General features: G+C 65.5%; 13 protein-coding genes. 4 read left to right on the forward strand and 9 right to left on the reverse strand.

Going from position 1 to position 22302, the window contains the following annotated elements; genetic code table 11:
- The first annotated feature begins 13 nt into the window (after positions 1-13).
- A complete protein-coding gene (locus IPM49_02310; GenBank protein MBK9273359.1) occupies positions 14-1528 on the forward strand; it encodes a hypothetical protein in 1515 nt (504 codons plus the stop codon).
- 86 nt (positions 1529-1614) lie between these two features.
- On the opposite strand, the gene IPM49_02315 is transcribed toward IPM49_02310, so the two are convergent.
- The gene (locus tag IPM49_02315) at positions 1615-2211 is read right to left on the reverse strand and encodes a hypothetical protein (GenBank protein ID MBK9273360.1); all 597 of its coding nucleotides are present in this window, start codon (positions 2209-2211) and stop codon (positions 1615-1617) included.
- Between the two features lie 217 nt (positions 2212-2428).
- Here IPM49_02315 and IPM49_02320 point away from each other — a divergent pair, with 217 nt between their 5' ends.
- On the forward strand, positions 2429-3166 hold the full coding sequence (locus tag IPM49_02320) for a dienelactone hydrolase family protein (protein ID MBK9273361.1): 738 nt from the start codon (positions 2429-2431) through the stop codon (positions 3164-3166).
- 8 nt (positions 3167-3174) lie between these two features.
- On the opposite strand, the gene IPM49_02325 is transcribed toward IPM49_02320, so the two are convergent.
- The 6 genes from IPM49_02325 to IPM49_02350 form a co-directional block, all read right to left on the reverse strand.
- Entirely contained in the window at positions 3175-3414 is a 240-nt protein-coding gene (locus IPM49_02325) for a GlsB/YeaQ/YmgE family stress response membrane protein (GenBank protein MBK9273362.1), read from the reverse strand.
- Positions 3415-3444: 30 nt separating this feature from the next.
- Positions 3445-5577 carry a hypothetical protein gene (locus tag IPM49_02330; GenBank protein ID MBK9273363.1) on the reverse strand — a complete coding sequence of 711 codons (2133 nt, stop codon included), beginning with the start codon at positions 5575-5577 and terminating at the stop codon, positions 3445-3447.
- Between the two features lie 73 nt (positions 5578-5650).
- On the reverse strand, positions 5651-6019 hold the full coding sequence (gene rplS / locus IPM49_02335; GenBank protein MBK9273364.1) for a 50S ribosomal protein L19: 369 nt from the start codon (positions 6017-6019) through the stop codon (positions 5651-5653).
- 77 nt (positions 6020-6096) lie between these two features.
- Positions 6097-6816 (reverse strand): tRNA (guanosine(37)-N1)-methyltransferase TrmD, encoded by a 720-nt coding sequence (trmD, locus tag IPM49_02340; GenBank protein ID MBK9273365.1) that lies wholly within the window; start codon positions 6814-6816, stop codon positions 6097-6099.
- Positions 6817-6829: 13 nt separating this feature from the next.
- The gene (locus IPM49_02345; GenBank protein MBK9273366.1) at positions 6830-8062 is read right to left on the reverse strand and encodes a hypothetical protein; all 1233 of its coding nucleotides are present in this window, start codon (positions 8060-8062) and stop codon (positions 6830-6832) included.
- Entirely contained in the window at positions 8055-9674 is a 1620-nt protein-coding gene (locus tag IPM49_02350) for a hypothetical protein (protein MBK9273367.1), read from the reverse strand. The genes IPM49_02345 and IPM49_02350 overlap by 8 nt, the downstream gene beginning before the upstream one ends.
- 57 nt (positions 9675-9731) lie before the next feature.
- Here IPM49_02350 and IPM49_02355 point away from each other — a divergent pair, with 57 nt between their 5' ends.
- Complete coding sequence (locus IPM49_02355) at positions 9732-10178, forward strand: hypothetical protein (GenBank protein ID MBK9273368.1); 447 nt, start codon at positions 9732-9734, stop codon at positions 10176-10178.
- Here IPM49_02355 and IPM49_02360 read toward each other — a convergent pair whose 3' ends face one another.
- A complete protein-coding gene (locus tag IPM49_02360; GenBank protein ID MBK9273369.1) occupies positions 10179-11450 on the reverse strand; it encodes a replication-associated recombination protein A in 1272 nt (423 codons plus the stop codon).
- 75 nt (positions 11451-11525) lie between these two features.
- Entirely contained in the window at positions 11526-20741 is a 9216-nt protein-coding gene (locus IPM49_02365) for an SBBP repeat-containing protein (protein ID MBK9273370.1), read from the reverse strand.
- A gap of 500 nt (positions 20742-21241) precedes the next feature.
- Here IPM49_02365 and recA point away from each other — a divergent pair, with 500 nt between their 5' ends.
- Positions 21242-22261 (forward strand): recombinase RecA, encoded by a 1020-nt coding sequence (gene recA, locus IPM49_02370; protein ID MBK9273371.1) that lies wholly within the window; start codon positions 21242-21244, stop codon positions 22259-22261.
- Positions 22262-22302 lie beyond the last annotated feature (41 nt).

Genomic DNA, 22302 nt, shown 5'->3' on the forward strand with positions numbered 1-22302 from the left:
GCGTGGAGCATCGATGAACGGCACGGGTCGTGTGCGCGTCCTCACCTGGGCCGTACTCCTGATCTACGGCGTGCTGCTGTTCCTGACCCTGGCACGCCATGAACTGTGGGGCGACGAGATCCATAGCTGGAACATCGCCCGGTCCAGCCAGGGCTTGATGGACCTGCTGCGGAACAGCCGCTACGAAGGGCATCCGCCGCTCTGGTATGTGGTGCTGTACACCCTCACGCGCATCACGCACGACCCTGCGTCCATGAAGGTGGCCCAGGCGCTGTTCGCGATGGCCATGGTGTGCCTGGTGCTGTTCGCCTCGCCCTTCCCGCTCGCGATCCGTGCCTTGATCCCCTTCGGCTACTACTTCACCTTCGAGTACGGAGCACTGAGCCGCAACTACGCCATGGCCGTTGCGCTCGCCCTTCTCACCACCTGGGTGGTCACACGGAGGCCCCGCCACCTCCAGCTCTGGTTCCATGCGCTCGTGCTGCTGCTCTCCAGCACCCACCTGCTCGGCCTGCTGCTGGCCCTGTCCTTCTGTGCGGTCCACGCCTGGCGTGAACGGGTGCGGCACGGAAGCACGCCCCGTGCGCTGCTGCAGCTGGCCATCGGTGCGCTGATCTGCCTGCCGGCGGCCCTGCGGATCGCCCCGCCCGGGGACAGCGAGCTCAACCTGCAGTTCTGGATGGACCACTGGACCGAGCACCAATGGGACATCATGGCCCAAGCTCCGCTGAAGGCGTTCATCCCCATCCCGGACGGCGGTCAGTTCCACTTCTGGAACACGAACGCCCTGCTGGAGCGCATTCCGAAGGACGGGACCGGACGCCTGATGGTGCGGTGGAGCGCCGTGGCCCTCTTGGCGTTGCTTGGGGTCCTGCTGCGCAACGTGCCGGCCGCTGCCGCGTTCTTCACGTGCAACGCCCTGCTCACGGCCGCGGTGGCGTTCATCTTTCCGTTGACGAGCGCACGCTATGTGGGCTTCCTCTTCGTGGCTTTCCTCATCGCGGCCTGGTTGCACCAGCACGAGCGGCCGATCCCCCGGGGAGCCCGGATCGTCCTGGTCCTGATCCTCGTGGTGCAGGTGGCGGCGAGCATGATCCCGATCCGTCGCGACCTGGCCGAGCCGTTCTCCAACTCGTCCAAGGTGCGTGAGCTGTTCGCACAGGTACCGCCCGACGCGCTGACCGTGACGGACTATTGGTGCCTGAACAACCTCTCGGCCTTCCTGGACCGTCCCTTTTACTGCCTGGAGCATCGCAAGGAGCTCACCTACCTGCGGTGGGACCAGGAGCTCGCCCGGGCGATCCAACAGCCGAACTTCTATTCGAGCGGTCTGCGCGACCTCTGGGATCGTCGTTCGCTCCAGGAGGTGTACATGATCTCGGTGAACGAGCCCGGGCGCCTGCTGTCGGTGGACGGAGAACTATCGGCCACCTTCGAGGTGACCCTTCTCGATCGCTGGGAAGGCGCCATCGAGCCACGCAGCAACGTGTACCTGTATCGCATCACGCGACGGCCTTCGGATCCCTAGGACTATTCCACAAGTCGCATGCAATGGAAGGCCTACTTGTAGCCTGTTGCCGCGCAGAACGCGCAAGTCCGGGCGGCATCGATTAATCAGGTAATCTTTCGGCAATACTTCAATGCCCCAGGACACCGTATCAGCATGGGGTGCTTCGGAGCGCAAAGCCAATTGAATCGATACTCCTCCTCATCTTGAAACTGTAAGGGTTTTGTGAAGAGCATATCAAAGTCGGTCCTGCCAATGATGTCGATATAGCTGAAGAGCTGCTCGTTGGAGGGCGCCGAAAGGGTCAAGTCTAACAGATGCGGATGATTCTCAAGCAGAAAGATCTTCTCGTAACCGTCCTGATATGTGACAACCCCTTCACGCCCGAACCGGAACGCGACAAGCGCTTTGGCTATCTCGAACCCGAATCCAGTCGTGTTCGTGACCTCAAAGCAGCCATCCACGCCAAAGTGACTCATCATTCGATCTAGATTTGATGAGGTGCTCATGCAGAGCATCCGTTGATCAAACGCTCGTGCGCCTAATCGATATGATAGCCGTCTATCTCGACTTACAATGACATAATCACCAGTGCCTTCAACATGATCACGACGAACGGCATCCTCGATGATGCGGTTGCTCTCATAGGAGCTGAGCTTGAGTTCACCGGTTCGAAAGAAGTGATCAACGTACTGCTGATGCATGTACCGGAAGACCGAACCAGGTTGAGTGATGGGTCTACCTTGAATCGACCCACGGATCCGCCATAGCGTTTGAAAGTCTCTCAATGTCAACGCACCTAGGGTCATCCCGCAAACCTAGGCCCACGCAAGATTTCCCACCACAAGCCGCCCCCGCTGCTCATGGACCAGCCGGGTCGAACTTGCCCCACGGTTCGTGCCGTGCCCCGATCTTCGCCTCATGCCTCGTGTCCTTGCATCCATCCTCCTCTTGCTCGCCATGAACCTTACCGCTCAGGACCTGAGACCCGTCGCCTATGCGGATGGCCCGCAGAAGCTCAATGGCCTGGTGACGGACGACCGCGGTACGAAGCGCCCCGGCGTGCTCATCCTGCCCGCATGGATGGGCATCGACGATGAGGCCCGGACGGCAGCGCGGGAGCTGGCCGGGGAGGGCTACATCGCCTTCATCGCCGACATCTACGGGGAGGGGCATATCCCCACGGACTTCACCAGCGCCCGTCAGGCGGCCACGCACTACAAGACCGACTTCGCCGCCTACCAGCGCAGGATCGCGCTGGCCTTGGAGGAGCTGAAGAAGACCGGGGCCGACCCGGACCGCATCGCCGTGATCGGCTATTGCTTCGGGGGCACCGGAGCGCTGGAGGCCGCGCGGGCCCTGCTGCCGGTGAAGGGCGTGGTGAGCATCCACGGCGGCCTCGGCAAGGGTGATCGTCCCAACGGTCCCATCAACACCAGTGTGCTCATCCAGCACCCGGAGGCGGACCCCACCGTGAGCGCGGCCGACCTGGCCGGCATCACCGCCGAGCTCAACGCTGCGAAGGCGGACTGGCAGCTGATCAGCTATGCGCACTGCGGCCACACCTTCACCAACCCGGCCGGCAAGGAGTACAACAAGCGCATGGCCGACAGGGCGTGGCAGCACCTGCTGGTGTTCCTGAGGGATGTGCTCGGCTGAGCGCCGAGCTACTTCCGCAGCGCCCTGGCCAGCGCGATCAGCAGCACGGCGCCGACGGTGGCGCAGATGATGCGGCCGATGAGGTTGGTGGCGTCCAACCCGAGAGCACCGAACACCAGGTCGCCGACGAAGCCGCCCACGAGCCCGAGCACGATGTTCACGACGAGTCCGTAGCCACCGCCCTTCATCAGCTGTCCGGCGAGCCATCCGGCCACGCCGCCCACGATCAAGCTCCAGAGGATACCCATGGGGTGAAGGTAAGCGGGGTGGGCGCTCCGTTATCGACGGACCACGCGATGGCTGGATCGTGAACCATCGAGGGCGTCCACCACGATGACATAACACCCCACCTGCAGGCCGCCGAGATCCAGGGTCCGGACATTCCGTTGGACCATGAGCGTGCGTCCCGCGAGATCGTGGACCGACACGGAACGTACACGCTCCCCGAGATCGACAGGTCCGTCGGTGGGGTTGGGGTGGATGAGCGGATCGGAGTGGAGCTGGTACGGGTCATTGGCCGCCGGGACCGAGGTGTTCACCAGACGCCAGGCATCGTTCGAGGCGATGCCGGCCATCAGCCAAAGGGCATCGTTGAAGACACAGATCGAACCGGCATGCCTGGGAAGGAAGGGGCTGTTCTTCAATTCCCGCCAGGTGATCCCATCCGGGGAGTACCAGGTCTCGGCGTTGTCGGTCTGACGGGCCACACCGGCGACGACCCAGATGTGATCATCGAACCAGGCCACGTGGTGCCAGTACCGGGGCGACCAGGGCGCTGACGCGAGCACCAGCTCCCAATCCGCGCCGTTCGTGGTCTTCCACACATCATTGTAGCAACGTCGGTCCCAAAGCCTACCGCCACCGAGGAGCCAGCAGGTCCCATCCTCGTCCACGCAGCTGTTCAACATCATGCCACGCCCCGGCCACGGGGCGTCCGGCAGCTGCTGCCAATCGATCCCATCGGTGCTGGCCCATACTTCATTGAGGTTGCCCGGAACGTAGGCTTCCTGCTGGCCGCCGAAGTGGATCATCGTGTCGCCGATGGAGGCCACCTGGTGCATCGTTCTCGAAGGGTTCATGCCCGGGATGCTATCGGTCACCTGGGACCATGTGGCGCCATCGACCGACCGCCACACATCCTGGAGCCATCCGCTCTGTGGGTCCGCGCCGATCACCCATAGCGCGCTATCGTGCACCAGCCAGCCACTGACATGCCGGCCCGGCCAGGGTGCATCGGGATGCTGTGTCCAGTTCAGTCCGTCCATGGTGCTCCACACCTCCGAATGGGTGTGGTGCGGCGGATGATGGGGCGGGTCCCATCCGCCCAAAGCCCACATCTGCCCGGCATGGGCCAACAGTCCGACCCCGTCGCGTGGTGTGAAGGGGAGCGCGGGGCTCACGGGATCCCAACGGTACGAGCTCACCACGAAACCGCCGCTATAGGCCACCCGAGAGGTATCGGACCGGTCGCGAATGCGCAGCTCGACCGTGGTCCCGACCGGCATGGTCATGGGCAGGGGATAGGGTGTCCAGGCCGTCAGGCCCGGATGGCCGATCGGGGTCCATGCCCCCGCACCGTTCAGGCGGAGGTCCAGGTCGATCGAATCGCCGACCGCAACGGGATCCCAGCGCCAGTTCACCCACGCGGTATCGCCCCACACATAGGCATCCGTGGACTCCGGCGCAATGAACCGCAAGGGGACCCTGTCGTGATACAGCTGTTGGATCTCGGAGTGGTCCAATGCCCGGTCATAGATCACAAGGTCGTCAACGTCGCCATTCAGCCCGTACGGACCACCACCGACCACCAGGTCGAGATCGCCTCCCAAGGCACCGGAGGCCAGGGTCTCCGCATAGAGGTCTCCATCGTGCCAGATCCGCAGTGTATCCGACGATCGTTGGAGAACGTGATGATGCCAGCGACCATCGGTGAACCGGCCCGACACGCCTTCCGCAAGTACGTTCTGGCCCGAGCCGCTGCCGTTCCAATGGATGAACGTCCCATAGTGCAGCTCCAACACGGGCTGGGAGGGGGCGTTCGTGTTCAGCGCACAGTGCAGGTTGGTGGTGGTATCCGCAGGAGTTGACCGCCGACAGAACAGGCTTTGTTGCTCGGGTGAGGCGGAGCGATACCAGATCGAAAAGGTGAACGCCTGAGCGGCCGGGACAAGGCCAGCCATGGCCACATGGATCGAATCCGTGACCCCTTCGAGGTGGAGCGAAGCACCGACCACCCCGTTCCGGTCCGGTGCATGCAGGGTGCTGCTGGAGACCACGGCAAGCCCCAGCGGGCCGATGTCCACCACGCTACCGTTGAAGGTAAGATGGCAGACCCGCCCGGACGCAGGCACCTGACCCAGGAGGGAAGGCGGGATCGCGATGCCCAAGGTGATGACGAGCAGCCACCTCATGTTCAAATCTAATCGTCGCCTTCAACGACAAAGGCCCCGTCGCCGGGGCCTTTCGGAGTTCACGGACAAGGCCTCACTTGGCCGGCGCGGCCACGACCTGGCGCTTCTCGGTGATGCGCGCGCTCTTGCCACGACGCTCACGGAGGTAGAAGATGCGGGCACGCCGCACGTCACCGCGCTTGTTCACATCGATCTGATCGATGAAGGGGGAGGCGACGGGGAAGATGCGCTCCACGCCCACGTTGCCGCTCATTTTCCGCACGGTGAAGGTGGCGGTGCTGCCGGTGCCCTTGCGCTGGATCACCACGCCCTGGAACTGCTGGATGCGCTCCTTGTTGCCTTCCACGATCTTGTAGTGCACGGTGACGGTGTCACCGGCCTTGAACTCGGGCATGGCCTTCAGGGGCGCCCATTCCTTTTCGAGTTGCTTCAGCTTATCCATGACGCTCAGGCACTTGTGCGGGTCGGTCCCGCGTTCGGGGCCGCAATATTACGGAACTTTCACGATGCCAGGGCGATTCATCCCTCCCCGAAGGTGGCGGCCTCACCGGGACCGCCCTCCAGCAGGTCGGGCCGCCGCTCCCGGGTGCGTTCCACGGCTTGTTGATGGCGCCATCCGGCGATCCGGGCCTCGTGCCCGCTCAACAGCACGTCGGGCACCTTCCAGCCTGCGAACTCGGCGGGCCGGGTATAGACCGGTGGCGCCACCAGCCCGTCCTGGAAGCTGTCGCTGAGCGCCGAGGTCTCGTCGTTGAGCACACCGGGCACAAGGCGGATCAGGGCATCGCTGAGCACGGCGGCCGCCAGTTCACCACCACTGAGCACGTAGTTGCCGATGCTCACTTCCAGGTCCACCAGGTGCTCGCGCACCCGCTCATCCACGCCCTTGTAATGGCCGCAGAGCAGGATCAGGTTCCGGTGCACGCTGAGGCGGTTGGCCATCGGCTGGTCCAGCAGGTCCCCGTCGGGGCTCAAGTAGATCACCGCATCGTAGGCCCGTTCGCTCTTCAGGTGGGTGATGGCGCGATGGATGGGCTCCACCTGAAGGACCATGCCGGCCCCTCCGCCGAACACATAGTCATCGATCCGCCGGTGCTTGTCCGTGCTCCATTGGCGCAGGTCGTGCACCACCACTTCCACAAGGCCCTTCTGTTGGGCGCGCTGCAGGATGCTCTCGGCGAACCAGCTGTCCAGCAGGCGTGGCACGGCTGAAAGGATGTCGATGCGGAGGCGGACCATGGGGCGAAGTTCCTCAGGGGATGAACACGAGACCCACCTGTGCGGCGAGGCCACGTGCACGGGGACCGGTGAAGCCGTACAGGTTCGGCAGCAGCAGTTCGGCCCCGAGCCATCGGGTGATCTGGAAACGGCCGTGCAGCCCGGCCCGCAGGCCACCGAAGCCTCCGTATTGAGCGGAGATGCCCACGGCCTGTGCACCGAAGCGGCGCCAGCCGGTGGCCTGCGCGAAGGGGATGAAGCCCGGCAAGGCCCGCTGGGCGATCCGCAGGTCCATCCGCCACCCTGTGGGCCACGTCACGGTGTGCTCCACCCAGGCATGGAGCGGCAGCAGGCGCCATTCGGCCCCGGTGGTGGGCCGCACGCCGAAGGTGTCCAGCAGTTGCTCCTCGCCGGTGATGGCGCCCGTCAGGTCGAAGACGTCGTTCACCGTGATGCCTTCGTAGCTCAAGGCCGTATCGGGCGAGGCGCGGAGCGAGCGGTCGTTCCAGCGCACGGCCCCAAGGTCCTCGGCGCCGAGGGTGATGCGGTGCACAGCGGCTCCCGCACGCCCCGGCAGGGTGAACCGCTGGGCGAAGCTGAGCGCGGCCCCGAGCCCGTTGAAAGCGCCGAGGTCGCTGCGTGCGGTGTCGCTGTTGTGATAGCGGCCATCGAGGCGCAGGTCGAGCCGGGTGCCGTCCGTGGCGGTGAAGAGCGTGGCGTCCCTGAGGTGCACGGCCGTCATGGACTGGCCCTTCACCAGGTCCAGGCGGATCCAGCTTCCGGTGCGCGCATGGTAGAGGCCGGCGCCCAGGGTCTGGTAACGCTGCTGCTCGAACGCCGAGCCGGAGAGGTCGGCGCGTCGTCCGGCGAAGCCTGCGTTGCCGAAGAAGGTGAGGGCGTACACGTCGGGCCTGAACCGAAGGCCGGCCTGGTCCTGGTGCGTGGCGGAGACCATCACCTTCAGGCCGGCCCGGCCGAGGATGCTGTCGCCGAACACCGCGTGCACACCCAGCTGCAGCACCTGGCCCAGCCGGTTGTTGGCGCGCAGGGCCGCCTGGCTCCGCTCGCGCACATCCCGCTCCACGAAGCCGCCCTGCGTGAGGTCCAGCACCAGTTCGTTGAGCAGCGTATTGGAATCGTAGGTGAAGCCGCCGCGCACCTCCACCCGGTCCCGGTGCGGTGCGGCGCCGGAGGGCAGCAGGTCCTGCGCGAGGGACAGCAGGGGGAGGGCCGTGGCGAGGACCAGGGCGGAGAGGCGCTCACTCATCGCCGTTCACCACGTAGTTCACGCCGGCCACGATCTGCAGGTCAAGCCGGTAGTGTGCCATCAACGGCAGGTGCTGGGCCTGGTCGGCGGTGTTGAAGACGGCCCGGATCCGCAGGCGCGGCTGGGCGTAGAGCAGGTCCACCTGCTGCGGGGTGAGGGAGGCCGTGCAGATGGAGCGCACCGGGTCGCGCACCAGGCCGTCAGGGTCCACCTCACCGCTGGCCACTTCGCCCACGACGGGGATCGAGCCCACCACCTGGTCGTCCGGGTCCAGAATGTCCAGCATCAGCCGGGACCGGAAGGGGAATCCGTTGGTGGCGATGAGGGAGAGCTTGCCGGAGGTGAGCCCATGCCCCTCCTCCGAGCCGGGCAGGTCGGGGGTGGCGATGCTCTCCACGGTGAGGTCCGTGGCGATGAGGCGGAGCGGCATCTCCAGTTCGAGCCGGGCGCTCACCTCGCTCTCGTAGTAGAGGAAGTCGTGGCCGTTGCTGATGTCCCCAAGCGGATTCAGTTCAAGGTCCACGGCGTAGCGCAGACGGTCGGGGAGGTTCTCCACGAACGAGGCGATGGTGCTGTTGCCGGGGTCCAGGGTCGTGGACCAGGCCGTGGGCTGGAAGGAGCCCCCGAGGTCGAGGGCACGGGTGAGGTTGATGGGCGAGCCTACGATGGGGTGCACCAAGGGCACGGTGGTGCCGGTGCGCGTGTTCTCCGAGACCAGTTCGTGGATGCGGATGCGGAGGTCGGCGCCCACGCCGTTGGTGATGCGGATGCGGGCTTCCACGTGGTCGATGTCGAGCAGGCCATCGGTGATGCGGTCGAAGAGGTCCACGGCGGTGTTCTCGGGCCCCACTTGCTCGACCCGGTTCCCGAAATAGCCCTCGGCGAACTGGGGAACGATGTCGGCGTAGGTGGCCACGGCCTTCACACTGTCCAGGTTGGTGACGTTGGCACCGTTGCCGTTGGGGTCCAGTTCGATGGTGATCTGCGAGCTGAGGGCGTTGACCTGGTCGAGGTCGGGGCCGCGGAGGTCGAACCGGTGACCGGCCAGGTCGCGGGTGAGCACGGTGAGCGACGGGTTGAGCGGTGAACCGGCGGGAACGACACCTTGAACGGCGACCGGCTGCCCATTGAACGTGGCCCCCGGAAGAGCGAAGGTCCCCGTGATCCCGCTGGCGATCATGTTGGTGAGGTCCACTTCGAGCCGACCGCTGCGGATGGACAGTGTGCGCAACTGAACGTCCTCCAGATCAAGTGCAGTGGCATCCTCGTCGGTGGGCAGCAGCGCGCCAGGCGCGAAGAAGAGGGGGCCCGGGATGGGGAGCACATAGCTGTATGTGATCCCGGTGTCAGGCACCTGCAGCAGGGTGTCCAGGCGCACGCCGAAAAGCTCGGTGCGGTACAGCAGGGTCAGCGCGCCGTCCGTTCCGGTCACCAGGAGCGAGTCGGCGATCACATCGCTCAGGGTCAGCGATGTGTTCACCAAGGGGGCCAGCAGGTCCACATCCCATCGGGGCGGCTCCTCCGCCTTGCGGCAGCTCGTGGGAACGAACAGCAGCCCGCAGGACAGGATGGTGGCCGAGGCAACCCGGGCCATGGCGGACTCGTTCCTCATACGGGGCGTAATTTAGCCACCGTCGAACGCCGCACCGATGTGCCGCTGATGATGAGCATGTTCGCCAAACGTGGATTCCTCGTTCCCTGGATCGCCTCGGCGCTGGTGATGTACGGGCTGTCCTACCTCTGGCACGGGCTGGCGTTGAACGACCTCCAGGACCTTCGCATTCCGTTGCCGCTCTACCTCGGCCTGAGCGGACTGGTGTACCTGATCATCGGCTTCGTGATCACCCTGGCGGTGCATCAGGCGATCGCGCACGAATGGGTGAGCCTCAAACGTGCGTTCCCCCTGATGAGCGCCTTGCTCGGTGCGGCCGTGGGTTTCGCGGTCTTCCTCCTGGTCTACATCCTCGGCATGAGCTTCGCGAAATCCGGAACCGTGCATGTGGTGATCGATGCGCTCTGGCAGATGGTGGAGCAGGGCGTTGGCGGCCTCGTGGTCAGCCTGGGTGTGATCTACGACATGCACCGCCGCTTCATGGAAAGCGAGCGGGCGCACTGATCACCTGTAGCGGTCCTTCCAGATGCGACCGAGGTGCTCCGCCCACTTCTGTTCGCGCGGATTGTCGCCCGGGGAATAGAGAGGGGTGCCACTGATGGCCTCCGGCAGGAACTCCTGATCGCCGGCGTGGCCGGGTTGGTCGTGGCTGTACTGGTAGTCGCGGCCGTAGCCGAGGTCCTTCATCAGGCGGGTGGGCGCGTTGCGCAGGTGGAGCGGAACGGGAAGGTCGCCGGTGCGTTGCACCAACTCCTGTGCGGTACCGATGGCGACGTAGGACGCATTGCTCTTGGGCGCGCAGGCCAGGTAAACGGCGCATTGGCTGAGGATGATCCGGCTTTCGGGCCAGCCCACCAACTGGGCGGCCTGCATGGCGGTGGTGGCCAGAAGGAGCGCGTTGGGGTCGGCGTTGCCGATGTCCTCGCTGGCCAGGATCACCATGCGCCGGGCGATGAACAACGGGTCCTCACCACCCTCCACCATGCGAGCCAGCCAGTACACCGCCGCGTGCGGATCGCTGCCGCGCATGCTCTTGATGAAGGCGCTGACGATGTCATAGTGCTGTTCGCCCTGCTTGTCGTATCGCGCGGCCTGGTTCTGCACCACGTCCTTCACCAGGGCATCGGTGATCACGACATCCCCATCCCCTGCGGCCTTCACGCACAGTTCGAAGGTGTTCAGCAGCCGCCGGGCGTCGCCGCCGCTGGCGCGCATCAGCGCATCCACCTCCGGCAGGGTGATGGTCCGCGCGCGCAGTTCGGGGTCCTCCCGCACGGCCCGTTCCAGCAGGGCCAGGAGCTGTTCCTGGGTAAGCGGACGCAGCACGTACACCTGACAGCGGCTGAGCAGGGCGCCGATCACCTCGAAACTGGGGTTCTCCGTGGTGGCGCCGATCAGGGTGATGGTGCCCTTCTCGACCGCACCGAGCAGGCTGTCCTGCTGGGCCTTGCTGAAGCGGTGGATCTCATCGATGAAGAGGACCGCACTGCGGGCGAAGAGGCCCCTGCCTCCGGCCTGGTCGATCACCTCGCGCACATCCTTCACCCCACTACTGATGGCGCTGAGCGTGAAAAAGGGGCGCTGCAGCCGCTCGGCGATCAAGCGCGCGAGGGTGGTCTTGCCCACCCCGGGCGGCCCCCAGAGGATCATGCTGGGCAGCATGCCGCTGTTGAGCGCCCGGCGCAGGATGCCATCGGGCCCGACCAGATGCTCCTGACCGACGACCGCCTCGAGGTCGCGCGGACGCATCCGTTCGGCCAGGGGCGCGGTTTCCATGCGGCGAAGGTAGGGCCGTGAACGACGGACCCCCTCCGGTGTGGAGGGGGCCCGTCGCGGGTGGTCAGGGACGGATCAACGCGTCAGCACCAGTCGCCCGCGGACGCTGCGTCCATCGAGCATCAGGTGATAGAAGTAGGTGGTGCCGGTCAGCCCGTCGGCGGCGAGCTCGACCTGGTATTCCGCGTCGCGTTGCACATGCCCGTCGAAGAGGCGCGCCACCGGACGACCCTGCAGGTCGGTGAGGTCAAGTACGGCCTGACCATCGCGGTCGGCGGTGAAGCGCAGGGTGGTCATCACGCGGAAGGGGTTCGGCGAAGCGGTGATGGAGAGGGACTTGCCGTCCACACCCTTCACCGTGATCACCTGCACGAGCTCGCTGGCATTGCCGCAATCGTCCACGGCGGTCCAGGTGCGCGTGATGGTGTAGCCCTTTTCGCAGTCCTTGCCGGTCATGTCCTCGGTGAACACCACCTGCACGTCCTCGTCACAGTTGTCGCTCGCCTTGCAGGTCTCGGGGTCGGGCACCTGGTCGCAGGTGGTCTCCAGGTCCGCCACGGTGCACAGGATGGTCGGCGGGGTGGTGTCCACCACATCGATGACCTGTTCGGCCGTGGTGGTGTTGCCGCAGAGGTCGCTCACGGTCCAGGTGCGGATCAGCGTGAACTCGTTCTGGCAGTCACCCTTGATGGTCTGCTCCGTGAGCACCACGTCCAGGTTCGCGCTGCAGGCATCGTCGGCCGTCACCACCGGGGCTTCCGGCAGTTTCTCGTCGCACTGGACGGTCAGGTCCGCCGGCACGCCCACCAGCACCGGAGCTTCGTTGTCCACCACCGTCACGGTCTGCGTGGCGCTGGTGCTGTTGCCGCAGTCGTCCGTGGCGGACCAGGTGCGCACCAGCTGGAAATTCCCCGGGCAATTGCCCGGCACGAAGACCTCGGTCATGATCACTTGCGACGCGTTCTTGCAGGCATCCACCGCGTGCACCTCGGGAAGCACCTCGCTCAGTTCATCGCAGGCCACGGTGATGTCGGCCGGCACGCCCAGCAATTCGGGGCCCTGGGTGTCCACCACGGTGATGGTCTGCACGCAGGTCTCGCTGTTGCCGTTGGCATCGGTGGCCCACCAGGTGCGGGTGAGGATGTAGGGGCAGGAACCGCTCCAGCTGTCCGTCCAGCCCACCGTCACCTCAGGGCACTTGTCGTCCTTGCGGAAGATGGGGTGACCCACATCGTAGGGATGCAGAGAGCTGCCGCACTCCACGGTGACGTCCGGACCGCACATCTCGATCAGCTTGCCGCACTCGTCCGTGTCACAATCGTCGATCACCAACACCTCGATGCTTGTCACGCAGCCGTTCGCCCCCGTCACGGTGACGGTGTAGCTGCCGGCTTCCACGGTCGAAGTGATGGCCGCTGAGCTGGTGAACCCGTTCGGTCCGGTCCAGGCAAAGCTGACAGCAGCTTGCGAGATGGCGGTCAAGGTGGCTTCCCCGGTGATGCAGTCGATCGGGGTGGCTTCAGCGCTCAGGTCAGGAGCGTTGCTGTCCTCCAGCACTTCCGCAGTGGCCGTGCTGGTGCAGCCGTTGGCGCCTGTCACCACCAGGGTGTAGGTACCGGCGGCGCACACCGTCGGGTTCTGATCGGTGCTGCTGAAGTTGTTGGGGCCCGTCCAGCTATAGCTGCCGTTGCCGCTGCCCTGCAGGGTGACGCAGGTCGTCGTGCAGGTGAGCGTGCCATCGGCCGCCTGGGCGCCGGGCACATCCACATCCTCCAGCACATCGGCCGTCGCCGTGCTGGTGCAGCCGTTGGCGCCCGTCACCACCAGGGTGTAGGTGCCGGCGGCGCATACCGTCGGGTTCTGATCGGTGCTGCTGAAGTTGTTGGGACCCGTCCAGCTGTAGCTGCCGTTGCCGCTGCCCTGCAGGGTGATGCAGGTGGTGGTGCAGGTGAGCGTGCCGCCGGCCGCCTGAGCACCGGGCACATCGTTGTCCAGATCCACATCCGCAGTGGCCGTGCTGGTGCAACCGTTGGCGCCCGTCACCACCAGGGTGTAGGTACCAGCGGCGCACACCGTCGGGTTCTGGTCATTGCTGCTGAAGTTGTTCGGACCCGTCCAGCTGTAGCTGCCGTTGCCGCTGCCCTGCAGAGTGATGCAGGTCGTTGTGCAGGTGAGCGTACCGCCGGCCGCCTGGGCACCGGGCACATCGTTGTCCAGCTCCACTTCCGCAGTGGCCGTGCTGGTGCAGCCGTTGGCGCCCGTCACCACCAGGGTGTAGGTACCAGCGGCGCACACCGTCGGGTTCTGATCGGTGCTGCTGAAGTTGTTCGGGCCCGTCCAGCTGTAGCTGCCGTTGCCACTGCCCTGCAGGGTGATGCAGGCGGTCGTGCAGGTGAGCGTGCCACCGGCCGCCTGGGCGCCGGGCACATCGTTGTCGAGCTCCACTTCCGCAGTGGCCGTGCTGGTGCAACCATTGGCGCCCGTCACCACCAGGGTGTAGGTACCGGCGGCGCACACCGTCGGGTTCTGATCGGTGCTGCTGAAGTTGTTCGGACCCGTCCAGCTGTAGCTGCCGTTGCCGCTGCCCTGCAGAGTGATGCAGGTCGTTGTGCAGGTGAGCGCGCCACCGGCCGCCTGGGCACCGGGCACATCGTTGTCCAGATCCACATCCGCAGTGGCCGTGCTGGTGCAGCCGTTGTCGCCCGTCACCACCAGGGTGTAGGTACCGGCGGCGCACACCGTCGGGTTCTGATCGGTGCTGCTGAAGTTGTTCGGACCCGTCCAGCTGTAGCTGCCGTTGCCGCTGCCCTGCAGGGTGATGCAGGTGGTCGTGCAGGTGAGCGTGCCACCGGCCGCCTGGGCGCCGGGCACATCGTTGTCCAGCTCCACTTCCGCAGTGGCCGTGCTGGTGCAGCCGTTGGCGCCCGTCACCACCAGATTGTAGGTACCGGCGGCGCACACCGTCGGGTTCTGATCGGTGCTGCTGAAGTTGTTGGGGCCCGTCCAGCTGTAGCTGCCGTTGCCGCTGCCCTGCAGGGTGATGCAGGTGGTCGTGCAGGTGAGCGTGCCACCGGCCGCCTGGGCGCCGGGCACATCGTTGTCCAGATCCACATCCGCAGTGGCCGTGCTGGTGCAGCCATTGGCGCCCGTCACCACCAGGGTGTAGGTACCGGCGGCGCACACCGTCGGGTTCTGATCGGTGCTGCTGAAGTTGTTCGGACCCGTCCAGCTGTAGCTGCCGTTGCCGCTGCCCTGCAGGGTGATGCAGGTCGTCGTGCAGGTGAGCGTGCCACCGGCCGCCTGGGCGCCGGGCACATCGTTGTCCAGCTCCACTTCCGCCGTCGCCGTGCTGGTGCAACCGTTGGCGCCCGTCACCACCAGGGTGTAGGTGCCGGCGGCGCACACCGTCGGGTTCTGGTCGGTGCTGCTGAAGTTGTTCGGACCCGTCCAGCTGTAGCTGCCGTTGCCGCTGCCCTGCAGGGTGATGCAGGTGGTCGTGCAGGTGAGCGTGCCACCGGCCGCCTGGGCGCCGGGCACATCCACATCCTCCAGCACATCGGCCGTCGCCGTGCTGGTGCAGCCGTTGGCGCCCGTCACCACCAGGGTGTAGGTGCCGGCGGCGCACACCGTCGGGTTCTGGTCGGTGCTGCTGAAGTTGTTGGGGCCCGTCCAGCTGTAGCTGCCGTTGCCACTGCCCTGCAGGGTGATGCAGGTCGTCGTGCAGGTGAGCGTGCCACCGGCCGCCTGGGCGCCGGGCACATCGTTGTCCAGCTCCACTTCCGCCGTCGCCGTGCTGGTGCAACCGTTGGCGCCCGTCACCACCAGGGTGTAGGTGCCAGCGGCGCACACCGTCGGGTTCTGATCGGTGCTGCTGAAGTTGTTCGGACCCGTCCAGCTGTAGCTGCCGTTGCCGCTGCCCTGCAGGGTGATGCAGGTCGTCGTGCAGGTGAGCGTGCCACCGGCCGCCTGAGCACCGGGCACATCGTTGTCCAGATCCACATCCGCAGTGGCCGTGCTGGTGCAGCCGTTGGCGCCCGTCACCACCAGGGTGTAGGTGCCGGCGGCGCACACCGTCGGGTTCTGATCGGTGCTGCTGAAGTTGTTCGGACCCGTCCAGCTGTAGCTGCCATTGCCGCTGCCCTGCAGGGTGATGCAGGTGGTGATGCAGGTGAGCGTGCCGCCGGCCGCCTGGGCACCTGGCACATCCACATCCTCCAGCACATCGGCCGTCGCCGTGCTGGTGCAGCCGTTGTCGCCCGTCACCACCAGGGTGTAGGTGCCAGCGGCGCACACCGTCGGGTTCTGATCGGTGCTGCTGAAGTTGTTGGGGCCCGTCCAGCTGTAGCTGCCGTTGCCGCTGCCCTGCAGGGTGATGCAGGTGGTGGTGCAGGTGAGCGTGCCACCGGCCGCCTGAGCACCTGGCACGTCCACATCCTCCAGCACATCCGCAGTGGCCGTGCTGGTGCAGCCGTTGGCGCCCGTCACCACCAGGGTGTAGGTGCCGGCGGCGCACACCGTCGGGTTCTGATCGGTGCTGCTGAAGTTGTTCGGACCCGTCCAGCTGTAGCTGCCATTGCCGCTGCCCTGCAGGGTGATGCAGGTGGTGATGCAGGTGAGCGTGCCGCCGGCCGCCTGGGCACCTGGCACATCCACATCCTCCAGCACATCGGCCGTCGCCGTGCTGGTGCAGCCGTTGTCGCCCGTCACCACCAGGGTGTAGGTACCGGCGGCGCACACCGTCGGGTTCTGATCGGTGCTGCTGAAGTTGTTGGGCCCCGTCCAGCTGTAGCTGCCGTTGCCACTGCCCTGCAGGGTGATGCAGGTCGTCGTGCAGGTGAGCGTGCCACCGGCCGCCTGGGCGCCGGGCACATCGTTGTCCAGCTCCACTTCCGCCGTCGCCGTGCTGGTGCAACCGTTGGCGCCCGTCACCACCAGGGTGTAGGTGCCGGCGGCGCACACCGTCGGGTTCTGATCGGTGCTGCTGAAGTTGTTCGGACCCGTCCAGCTGTAGCTGCCATTGCCGCTGCCCTGCAGGGTGATGCAGGTGGTGATGCAGGTGAGCGTGCCGCCGGCCGCCTGGGCACCTGGCACATCCACATCCTCCAGCACATCGGCCGTCGCCGTGCTGGTGCAGCCGTTGTCGCCCGTCACCACCAGGGTGTAGGTACCGGCGGCGCACACCGTCGGGTTCTGATCGGTGCTGCTGAAGTTGTTGGGCCCCGTCCAGCTGTAGCTGCCGTTGCCACTGCCCTGCAGGGTGATGCAGGTCGTCGTGCAGGTGAGCGTGCCACCGGCCGCCTGGGCGCCGGGCACATCGTTGTCCAGCTCCACTTCCGCCGTCGCCGTGCTGGTGCAACCGTTGGCGCCCGTCACCACCAGGGTGTAGGTGCCGGCGGCGCACACCGTCGGGTTCTGGTCGGTGCTGCTGAAGTTGTTGGGGCCCGTCCAGCTGTAGCTGCCGTTGCCGCTGCCCTGCAGGGTGATGCAGGTGGTGGTGCAGGTGAGCGTGCCACCGGCCGCCTGAGCACCTGGCACGTCCACATCCTCCAGCACATCCGCAGTGGCCGTGCTGGTGCAGCCGTTGGCGCCCGTCACCACCAGGGTGTAGGTGCCGGCGGCGCACACCGTCGGGTTCTGGTCGGTGCTGCTGAAGTTGTTGGGGCCCGTCCAGCTGTAGCTGCCGTTGCCGCTGCCCTGCAGGGTGATGCAGGTGGTCGTGCAGGTGAGCGTACCGCCGGCCGCCTGGGCGCCGGGCACATCGTTGTCGAGCTCCACTTCCGCAGTGGCCGTGCTGGTGCAGCCGTTGGCGCCCGTCACCACCAGGGTGTAGGTGCCGGCGGCGCACACCGTCGGGTTCTGGTCAGTGCTGCTGAAGTTGTTCGGACCCGTCCAGCTGTAGCTGCCATTGCCGCTGCCCTGCAGGGTGATGCAGGTGGTGATGCAGGTGAGCGTGCCGCCGGCCGCCTGGGCGCCGGGAGGTGTGGTGTTCACGGTCACGTCGACCTGGTCGGTGGCCGTACAACCGGTCTGGGGATCGGTGACGGTGAGGACGTAGGTACCTTGTTGGTTGACGGTCGGGGTGGCCGAGCCTGCTCCGGAGACGATGCCTGGACCGGTCCATGCGAAGTTCAACCCGGACGGGATGCTTCCTCCGTTCAGTTGAACGGAGGCACCCGTGGTGCAGTTGATCTCCGCATCGCTACCGGCGAGTGCCGTGGGTGGCGTGGTGCCGGAGATGTTCACCGGAAGGGTCACCGAACATTGGTTGAGGTCGGTGACGGTCACGGAGTAAGGGCCTGCGGGCACGTTGGAGAGGACGGGTCCCACGGCACCGGTGCTCCAGACGTAGCCATAGCCCGGGGTTCCACCCGTTCCGCTGGCCGTGGCTCCGCCCGTACCGGTGTTGCAGGCATCCAGGGTGGTGTTGATGGTGGCGGAGAGCGGTGCGGGCTGGCCCACGACGAAGTTCGCCGTGGCACTGCAGCCGTTGGCGTCGGTCACCGTTACGCTGATCGGCCCTGCGCCAAGGTTGATGGCAGTGGCTCCGGTCTGTCCATTGCTCCAGGCGAAGGTGAAGGGTGCCTGACCATCGGCGGTGGCGGTGACGCTGCCGTCATTGCCGCCGTTGCAGGAGACATCGCTCACCGTGCCACTGGCGGTCATGATGCGCACCTTCACCACCTGGTCGGCGGCTCCGGCGAGGATGCAGGCATCCCCACCGATGATGCGACGGATGTAGGTGTCTGCCGTGATGGCCCCGATCGAGGAGCCGGGCAGATCCTGGCCGGTGGCACCTGCGATGTCCGTCCAGGTGAGGCTGTCAGTGCTGATCTGCCATTGGTACGTGGCGGCGCTGCCGAACGAAGGGTAGGGGGAGGACGCATTGTTGCGCAGGATGGTGGGCAGCACATAGCTCGGTTCCGAGCCGGTGACGTCGCCCGGCGTACTGCCCGGGCAGATGGCCACGCCTTGATAGATGATGCTGTTCCCAAGGAGGTCGGGCGGATTGGCCCACACCACCAGGCCGGGTTCGTACCGCGAGGTGGAACTGTTCTTGGTCGTATTGATCGCGCCTTGGGTGAGGGGGATGTTGTTGCTGCGGGCCGTGACGATGGTATAGATCCGGCAGTTGCTGAACTTGATGCCGCGCTCTCCGACCGGATCGTAATCGTCCGCCGTGCCGCCATAGTAGGTGCTGAACAGCAACGCGCTCAGGTCGTTCTCCAGTTTGGAGAAGGTCTTGTCGTTGCTGCCCTGGTTGGTGGTCTGCAGCGGCACGTTCGGCGCGGCACTGATCGGGAAGTTGGTGCTGTTCGAGTACCCGAAGACGTACACGTCATTGTTCTGGTCGACGTTGAGGCCCATCATGTTGACCTCATTGCCGCTGCCGCCGAGATAGGTGGCGCCGAGGAACGTCTGATCGATGCCCATGCGGCACACGTAGAAGTCGTTGCTTCCGTTGTGTGAACTGTCGAACACTCCGGACCCGCTGATATTGGCGGCGGCGAGCCCGGTGGTGACCCCGCCGAAATAGAGCTCCGTCCGGGTCGTGTTGAACTCCATGCACAGCACGGAGGCCGCCGCACTGGAGGCGGAGCTGAAGTAGCTGCTCCAGGAGACCGCGCCGGTGGAGGTGAGCCGCTGGAGGAAGCCGGCCGAGTTGCCGCCGCGCGTGGCCTGCCTGGGGCTGACCGTCGGGAAGGTGGTGCTGGCGGTGCTACCCCCGACGAAGATGTCGCCGGTGTTGTCATCGTTCAGCATGATCGTGGCGACATCACTGCCGGAGCCACCGCTGTTCCGCATCCAGACCATCGCTGAGAGGTCGGCGTTCACCCGGAACACCAGGGCGTCATTGCTGCCCGCGTTCGAGTTGGTGGCACCGCTGCCCGGGTTCGTCGTAAGCAGGTTGTTGCTTGTGGTGGCGCCACAGACCAGCACATCGCCGTTGGCCGTGGTCCGGAGGTCATAGGACAGTTCGCCACCATTGCCGCCGACCACGCAGGCCTTGATGCCGGTGCCGGCCTGGTTGATCTTCAGGACGAAGATGTCGTCACCGGACTGAGCCTGCTGATCGATGCTTGTGCCGCTGAAGCCGGTGCCGCCGAGGAGCGGGAAATTGGTGCTTCCGGTAAGGCCAGTGATATACAGGTTGCCGTCCGGTCCCTGTTCGATGGCGTAAGGGTTGTCGTCCTGTCCGCCGCCGATGTAGGTCTGCCATACGCGGGTGCCGGCACCACCGACCGTGGCAGGCTCCAGGTACTTGCCCACGATGATCTCCAGGTTTCCGTTGGCGGTCTCATCGAAGGCCCCCACGGTGATGTTGTCCGTGGTGCCCACCACGCGGGCCAGGACGTAGATGGCCCCGTCGTTCGGGTCCACCCAGATGCCGTGGCCGTGGTTGCCGCCGCTGCTGTTGGTGTTCACCCAGGTGGCCCAGCGCAGGGCGATGGGATCGATCACCAGGGGCCGGGTGCGGTCGTAGGCCCCCAGGGTGAAGCGCACCACGTTCCCTTGAACGGTGTATGCGGCATCCACACGTTGTTCGCCAAGTTCGCCACCTTGGTACACCACCGGGGCGGGAAACAGCATCTCACCGAGGCTGGTCGGCACCACGAGCTCACCCTTGTCGGTGACCCGAAGCTTCTCAATGCCCCGGAGCTCAAGCTGGATGTCGGCCGGATCGCTTCCGGGCTTGCAGATGATATCGTACTCCAGCGCGCCGTCCTCGGCCGCGTAGTAGCGCACATCGGTCCTGGGGTACACATCCTTGTACCAGATCTCCTCGAAGCTGCTGACGCCGGTGGCGTGGCGCGAGGCATCGCCCAGGAAGTAGTTGGCCGCATCGCCATGCGGCTTGAGGCCTTCGATGCGCATGGTGGGGAGGGCCCCGCGGAAGTGCATCATCCAACCATGGCCCCGTTCACGCCAGACCAGGGGACGGTTGGGCAGGCCTTGGCGGGCCTCCTCCTCGATGCGATGCCCCTCGGCCTCGCGGGCGGCCACGGCCTCCGGATCATACGCCTTCACCAGCATGCCCTCGGATGTGGCCAACGCCTGGCCGAGCGGGAAGTCGGCCCGGAACATCACCCCGGGGTTGAACTGGCCACGGTTCTCGGTGAAGTGGATGCGCTGCTCATAGGCGTGCAGCAGTTCATCCAGGCCGTCGGCATGGCCGTTGTGCGGTCGATCGGGCGGTGTGTGCGCCAGCGCGCCCGTGGCCGCGAGCACCAGCGCCGACAGGCAGGCCTTGGCGCGTCGCAGCAGGTTCGTGGGGTGTGATCGGTGTTGCATGGGTCCTTGGTTCGGTTGGCGGTTGTTCAGGATGCGATGCCGGAGCACGGCATCAGGGGTGGAGCAGCATCAGGAGGCCGACCAACAGCAGGCACCAGAGTTCACCATCGGCCATCCAGGCCGGCAGTGCCTTCCACCGTCGGTACATGAGCGCGCTCACGCGCTCCGGGGTCTTCGCGGTCCTCATCGGTGATCCTGTTGGTGTCCAAGTAGCCCACAGGGTCGATCGAAGCCGGACGAACGGGCACAAAGCAACGGCGAAGCGGCCGCCGCTGTCAAGTTTCATCGAACAAGAAGAGGGTTTCGTCGATACTTTCGGCTGGTCCAGAGTCGCATTGCCGCTTCTTCACCCAGGCTGGAGCGACACGACCTGTTGAAAACTTTCCGCCGGTTTTTTTGGCGATCGGGGTGACGCGTTGCTTAATTGTCCGGCGTTCGACTGACGTAAAAGACGTCAAGCGGTCAGGCGGACGATCAACGCGACAACAAACCCGAAACACATGGCAGCGGTGGAGATCAACAAGGAGAAGCTGAAGGCGCTTCAGCTTACCATGGACAAGATGGAGAAGACCTTCGGCAAGGGGGCCATCATGAAGCTGGGGGACGATGCGGTGGAGCAGGTCGAGGTGATCCCCTCCGGATCGCTGGGCCTTGATCTCGCCTTGGGCGTGGGCGGCTATCCGAAGGGCCGGATCGTGGAGATCTATGGACCTGAGAGCTCGGGAAAGACCACCCTCGCGATCCATGCCATTGCGGAGGTGCAGAAGAAAGGCGGCATCGCGGCCATCGTGGACGCCGAGCATGCCTTCGACCGCTTCTATGCGGAGGCGCTCGGGGTGGACACGGAGAACCTGCTGATCAGCCAGCCGGACAATGGCGAACAAGCCCTGGAGATCGCGGACAACCTGATCCGCTCGGGCGCGATCGACCTCTTGGTGGTGGACAGTGTGGCGGCTTTGACCCCGCGGGCGGAGATCGAAGGAGAGATGGGGGATGCCTCACCCGGCATGCAGGCACGCCTCATGAGCAAGGCCCTGCGCAAGCTCACCGGCACCATCAGCAAGACCGGCTGCTGCTGCATCTTCATCAACCAGTTGCGCGAGAAGATCGGGGTGATGTTCGGCAACCCGGAGACCACGACCGGCGGCAATGCGCTCAAGTTCTACGCAAGCATCCGCATCGACATCCGTCGCACCAGCCAGATCAAGGATGGGGAGAACGCGGTGGGCAACCGCACCAAGGTGAAGATCGTGAAGAACAAGGTGGCTCCGCCTTTCCGCAAAACGGAGTTCGACATTCTCTTCGGAAAGGGCATCAGCAAGTCCGGGGAGATCATCGACATGGGTGTCGAGCAGGGCATCATCAAGAAGAGCGGAAGCTGGTTCGCTTATGAGGACAACAAACTGGGTCAAGGCCGTGACGCCGTTCGGCAGCTGCTGGAGGACAATCCGGAGCTGTGCGAGGAGCTGGAGAAAAAGATCAAGGACGGTCTAAGGGAAGCCGCTCCTCAAAACGCCTGAGGCGCCCTCCGGTCCGACCCTACCTTAGAGGCCCCTTCCCC

It is taken from the genome of Flavobacteriales bacterium (genome assembly GCA_016715895.1).
Classification (GTDB): domain Bacteria; phylum Bacteroidota; class Bacteroidia; order Flavobacteriales_F; family PHOS-HE28; genus PHOS-HE28.

Coding starts and splice junctions, on each gene's coding strand:
- IPM49_02310 (MBK9273359.1), top strand. CDS start 14: ATGAACGGCACGGGTCGTGTGCGCGTCCTCACCTGGGCCGTACTCCTG.
- IPM49_02315 (MBK9273360.1), bottom strand. CDS start 2,211: ATGCATCAGCAGTACGTTGATCACTTCTTTCGAACCGGTGAACTCAAG.
- IPM49_02320 (MBK9273361.1), top strand. CDS start 2,429: ATGCCTCGTGTCCTTGCATCCATCCTCCTCTTGCTCGCCATGAACCTT.
- IPM49_02325 (MBK9273362.1), bottom strand. CDS start 3,414: ATGGGTATCCTCTGGAGCTTGATCGTGGGCGGCGTGGCCGGATGGCTC.
- IPM49_02330 (MBK9273363.1), bottom strand. CDS start 5,577: ATGAGGTGGCTGCTCGTCATCACCTTGGGCATCGCGATCCCGCCTTCC.
- rplS (MBK9273364.1), bottom strand. CDS start 6,019: ATGGATAAGCTGAAGCAACTCGAAAAGGAATGGGCGCCCCTGAAGGCC.
- trmD (MBK9273365.1), bottom strand. CDS start 6,816: ATGGTCCGCCTCCGCATCGACATCCTTTCAGCCGTGCCACGCCTGCTG.
- IPM49_02345 (MBK9273366.1), bottom strand. CDS start 8,062: ATGAGTGAGCGCCTCTCCGCCCTGGTCCTCGCCACGGCCCTCCCCCTG.
- IPM49_02350 (MBK9273367.1), bottom strand. CDS start 9,674: ATGAGGAACGAGTCCGCCATGGCCCGGGTTGCCTCGGCCACCATCCTG.
- IPM49_02355 (MBK9273368.1), top strand. CDS start 9,732: ATGTTCGCCAAACGTGGATTCCTCGTTCCCTGGATCGCCTCGGCGCTG.
- IPM49_02360 (MBK9273369.1), bottom strand. CDS start 11,450: ATGGAAACCGCGCCCCTGGCCGAACGGATGCGTCCGCGCGACCTCGAG.
- IPM49_02365 (MBK9273370.1), bottom strand. CDS start 20,741: ATGCAACACCGATCACACCCCACGAACCTGCTGCGACGCGCCAAGGCC.
- recA (MBK9273371.1), top strand. CDS start 21,242: ATGGCAGCGGTGGAGATCAACAAGGAGAAGCTGAAGGCGCTTCAGCTT.